At 40.5% G+C, this 3,428-nt stretch carries 4 protein-coding genes; 3 read left to right on the forward strand and 1 reads right to left on the reverse strand.

Translation table 11 applies throughout. The features are described from left to right. Window positions 1-136 precede the first annotated feature (136 nt). From nfo to CAG57_RS05550, 3 genes are all read left to right on the forward strand, one after another. Entirely contained in the window at window positions 137-1,024 is an 888-nt protein-coding gene (nfo, locus tag CAG57_RS05540; protein WP_099611846.1) for a deoxyribonuclease IV, read from the forward strand. Between the two features lie 297 nt (window positions 1,025-1,321). Next, entirely contained in the window at window positions 1,322-2,011 is a 690-nt protein-coding gene (gene ung, locus CAG57_RS05545) for a uracil-DNA glycosylase (protein WP_161427123.1), read from the forward strand. 102 nt (window positions 2,012-2,113) lie between these two features. After that, window positions 2,114-2,665 (forward strand): hemerythrin domain-containing protein, encoded by a 552-nt coding sequence (locus tag CAG57_RS05550; RefSeq protein WP_099611848.1) that lies wholly within the window; start codon window positions 2,114-2,116, stop codon window positions 2,663-2,665. Between the two features lie 237 nt (window positions 2,666-2,902). On the opposite strand, the gene CAG57_RS05555 is transcribed toward CAG57_RS05550, so the two are convergent. After that, a complete protein-coding gene (locus tag CAG57_RS05555) occupies window positions 2,903-3,082 on the reverse strand; it encodes a DUF3545 family protein (protein ID WP_099611849.1) in 180 nt (59 codons plus the stop codon). Window positions 3,083-3,428: the final 346 nt, after the last annotated feature.

Below are 3,428 nucleotides of genomic sequence, written 5' to 3' on the forward strand. Positions count from 1 at the left end.
TATAAAATATTTGAATTATTCAATAGTTTTTTAATCTAACTTTGTTGTAATTTTACTACATATTAATGCTTTTTATTTAGCATCAATCGGTAGATCAGTTAGTTAGAAAAACCATGTGAAAGTAGAAAGTGATAAAATGACAAATGATAAAAATGGGTCTCAAGAAAAGTTTTTTGGTGCGCATGTTTCTGCCGCGGGTGGGGTTGATCAAGCGCCTATTCGTGCCAAACAGATCGGGGCGAATGCGTTTGCGCTCTTTACCAAGAACCAACGACAATGGGGCGGAAAACCTCTTGATGCTGAAACGATCCGTGCATTTAAATTAAATTGTCAGCAATTAGGTTTTTCGACTCAGCACATTTTGCCACACGATTCTTACCTGATTAATTTAGGTGCTCCTGAGCAAGATAAATTGGCCAAATCTCGTCAAGCATTTATTGAGGAAATGGAGCGTTGTCAACAGCTTGGGTTAACTCTACTGAATTTTCATCCAGGGAGTCACCTTAAACAAATCTCGGAGGCTCAGTGTCTTTCGACGATTGCTGAATCGATCAATTTAGCTCATCAAGCGGTGCCAAATGTGATTGCTGTGATTGAAAATACCGCTGGTCAAGGGAGTAATTTGGGGTGGCGCTTTGAGCATTTGGCTGAAATTATTGCGCAAATCGACGATCAGTCTCGCGTGGGTGTTTGTCTAGATACCTGCCATACCTTTGCTGCAGGCTATGATTTACGTAGTCAGGCCGCTTGTGAGGAGACGTTTGCGCAGTTTGAGCAAGTCGTTGGTATGCACTATTTAAGGGCAATGCACATTAATGACTCAAAATCTAAGTTAGGCAGCCGGGTGGATCGACACCATTCATTAGGACAAGGTGAAATTGGTTGGGCGTGTTTTGAATATATCGCACAAGATCCTCGTTTTAATGGTATTCCATTGATTCTTGAAACCATTGATCCTGAGTTATGGCCTAAAGAGATAGAAACATTAAAAAGATTTCATCGTGGTGATAGATTTTTAGATTAGTTTCACAAACTTGGCATCCTTTTTTCATTAGGATTCGCTCAAGCGTTGTTAGAAGGATGCCGTTATGTATGTCTCTATCTGTTTAGCCAGTCAAACCGTTGCTCACCTGCCAATACCCAATCGACATGTACAGGGACAAGGCCACCATCGTGTGCCACAGCCTAGCAAGCCGAATAAATAGCCATCGGACGTGACGTTGTGAGGGCGATAGCGTAAGGTGCAAAAGCAATCATTAGTCTCCTGACGCTTGAGGCGAACCAAGGTATACTTGTCTGTTTCAAATAATCAGGAGTATTTATGACTCAGCCACTCGTTTGGCACGATGTTATTGGTGCCGAGAAGCAGCAAAGTTATTTTCAGCAAACCTTACAATTTGTTGAGGCAGAAAGGCAGTCGGGGAAAATTATCTATCCACCGGCAAACGATGTCTTTAACGCTTTTCGTTTAACGGAGTTTAATCACGTTAATGTTGTCATTCTTGGGCAAGATCCTTACCACGGGCCAAATCAAGCACATGGTCTGTGTTTTTCTGTTCTTCCTGGAGTGAGAACACCACCTTCTTTAGTTAATATCTATAAAGAACTTGCCCAAGATATACCGGGTTTTCAGATACCGGATCACGGTTACTTAAAGAGTTGGGCGGAACAAGGGGTGTTACTACTCAATACCGTATTAACCGTTGAGCAAGGGAAAGCGCATTCCCACGCAAATTGTGGTTGGGAGACATTTACCGATCGTGTCATTGATGTATTGAATCAACAAAGAGAGGGGATTGTTTTTTTACTTTGGGGCGCGCATGCGCAAAAAAAAGGCCAAATGATCGATCGGCAGCGGCATCATGTATTGATAGCACCTCATCCCTCGCCTTTATCTGCTCATCGCGGCTTCTTAGGTTGTAAACATTTTTCTATGACGAATCATATCCTTACTCAGCAAGGAAAAAAAATAATCGACTGGCAACCTAAGATAGACACTGTGATGGATTGATGTTTTTTCGACCAGTATCAAAGCGTATATTCGGATCCTTGTATACACTGAGGTGAATATTCCCTAAAGCGAATTGGGGAAAGTGGTGTAGGGAGAAACACAATGATGATAGAAAGGATCCAGCGTGAGCATGGGTATATGGTTCGTCTGCTGGCTATATTAGGTGACAAGCTAGAGTCACTGAAAGCCGAGAAATCGGTAAATTATAACCTACTAAAAGAGATCGTTGACTACTTAGGGAGTCACTCGGAAGCCGTTCATCATCCGAAAGAAGATATTATTTATCGCTATTATATCGAGCATTATCAAGCCGAACCGACTATCTCTAATTTAGAGAAAGAGCATATCCAGTTAGCACAACAGACACAAAGCTTCCTTAACTTAGTTGAGATGATCTTACAAGATGCTGTCGTCCCTCAAGCACTGTTCATTGAACAATTGGAAGGTTTTATTGAAACTCAGCGTGGTCACCTGCAATTAGAAGAACGATCCGTGCTTCCGATTATTAGCCAAACTTTTACTACCTCAGATTGGCAAAACGTCGAAGCGCAATGGGTGACCAATGAAGATGACCCTGTTTTCGGAGAAACAATAGCCGATCGCTTTTCTCAATTGGCTCGTCGCGTTAGGAAAAGCAGCGCTGAGTGTATCTAGGGTCTGTTTATCTTTCGAGCTGATTTTTGCAGCAGTTTGTGGCTTCTTTATACAAGGCAGAGGCTCTGACATGTAGTGGCGATTTGTGCCGTTTATACCCAAACAGCTTGGAGTTGTAGCTAACATCCCTGCAGCTTCAAGTAGGAAGGGGATACTGGTAATGTCACGTTATTTAGGTTTGAAAATAAAAAAGCACCGTTCATTCGGTGCTTTTATGTCAATTATAGTTTGATGTTTTTATAGTTTGATGTTTTCTAATTCTAAACAGATATCCATATCCATTAATTCTTTCTCTAGGCGCTTTTTATCGCGGATCGCTTCTATTTCTCGCCACATCCGTTTTACCGGTTTAGTCCTCTGTGCTCTGGACTTGGTTATTTCCATGTCCAACAGTTGATCAAAGTGCAAGTTATCCATAAGCAAGCCTCATTGTTTTCATCATTCCGTGAGAGTTATCTAGATAGCATAACTTGCTTAAATTTAACCATGATTTATTTCTCATTTATGATCTTTTAATGATAGTTACGTTTTTTTTCTGCTTTATTTCACATTTTTAACTAAGAATACGTATAAAAAATCACCATAAAGTTCGAGCAAACGTTTTTATTGTGCCTTTTTTTATGTTAATAGACTGTTATCTTAGGTTGTGCTAATAAAGGTTTGCTGTTTTTTTGAACGTTTAAACCTTAGTTATGACTTTTTTCTGACAATTTACCGTTGATCGCATTGTGTTAGCTGACTTCTCAGTATATGAGATTTTGCT

The sequence above is a fragment of the Vibrio sp. V30_P3S12P165 genome, assembly GCF_009904905.1.
In the GTDB taxonomy this organism is placed as follows: domain Bacteria; phylum Pseudomonadota; class Gammaproteobacteria; order Enterobacterales; family Vibrionaceae; genus Vibrio; species Vibrio fujianensis.